The organism is Variovorax sp. 05L425 (genome assembly GCF_056397705.1).
Window position 1 is genome coordinate 1 of record NZ_JBFTNY010000070.1, and the last position, 932, is coordinate 932.

Consider the following 932-nt stretch of genomic DNA (forward strand, 5'->3'; position numbering starts at 1 on the left):
ATGTTGTGGATGGTCATCGCGCCCACCATCAGCGCCATCACGGCGTTGGGCGGGATGCCCAGCGTCAGCAGCGGGATGAAGGAGGTCTGCGCGCCGGCGTTGTTGGCCGACTCGGGCGCGGCCACCCCGCGGATGTTGCCCTTGCCGAAGGGCACCTCGCCCGGGTGCAGCTTGGTCTTCTTCTCGATCGTGTAGGCCGCGAAGGCCGCGAGCAACGCACCACCGCCGGGCAGGATGCCGAGCGACGCGCCCAGCGCGGTACCGCGCAGCACGGCAGGCGTCATGCGCTTGAAGTCCTCTTTGGTCGGGAACAGGCCGGACACCTTGGCGGTGAACACTTCGCGCTCGTGCTCGGGGCGCGACAGGTTGGCGATGATTTCGCCGTAGCCGAACACGCCCATGGCGATGGTCACGAAGCCGATGCCGTCGGTCAGTTCCGGGATGTCGAAGCTGAAGCGCGCCACGCCGGAGTTCACGTCGGTGCCGACCAGACCCAGCAGCAGGCCCAGCACGATCATCGCGATCGCCTTGAGCAGCGAACCCGAAGCCAGCACCACGGCGCCGATCAGGCCCAGCACCATCAGCGAGAAATACTCGGCCGGCCCGAACTTGAAGGCCAGTTCGGTCAGCGGCGGCGCGAAGGCAGCCAGGATCAGCGTGCCGACGCAGCCTGCAAAGAACGAGCCCAAACCGGCGGCTGCCAGCGCAGGACCCGCCCGCCCCTTGCGAGCCATCTGGTAACCGTCGATGACGGTCACCACCGAGGACGACTCACCCGGCAGATTGACCAGGATCGCGGTGGTGGAGCCGCCGTATTGCGCGCCGTAGTAGATGCCGGCCAGCATGATCAGCGCCGACACGGGCGGCAGCGCGTAGGTGGCGGGCAGCAGCATCGCGATGGTCGCCACCGGGCCGATGCCCGGGAGCACGCC

The 932-nt window shown here is 68.1% G+C and carries 1 protein-coding gene; it reads right to left on the bottom strand.

The features are described from left to right. Nucleotides 1-932, bottom strand: a 932-nt coding sequence (locus AC1DN9_RS30000) for a tripartite tricarboxylate transporter permease (RefSeq protein ID WP_478106010.1), incomplete at both ends; no start/stop codon positions are given.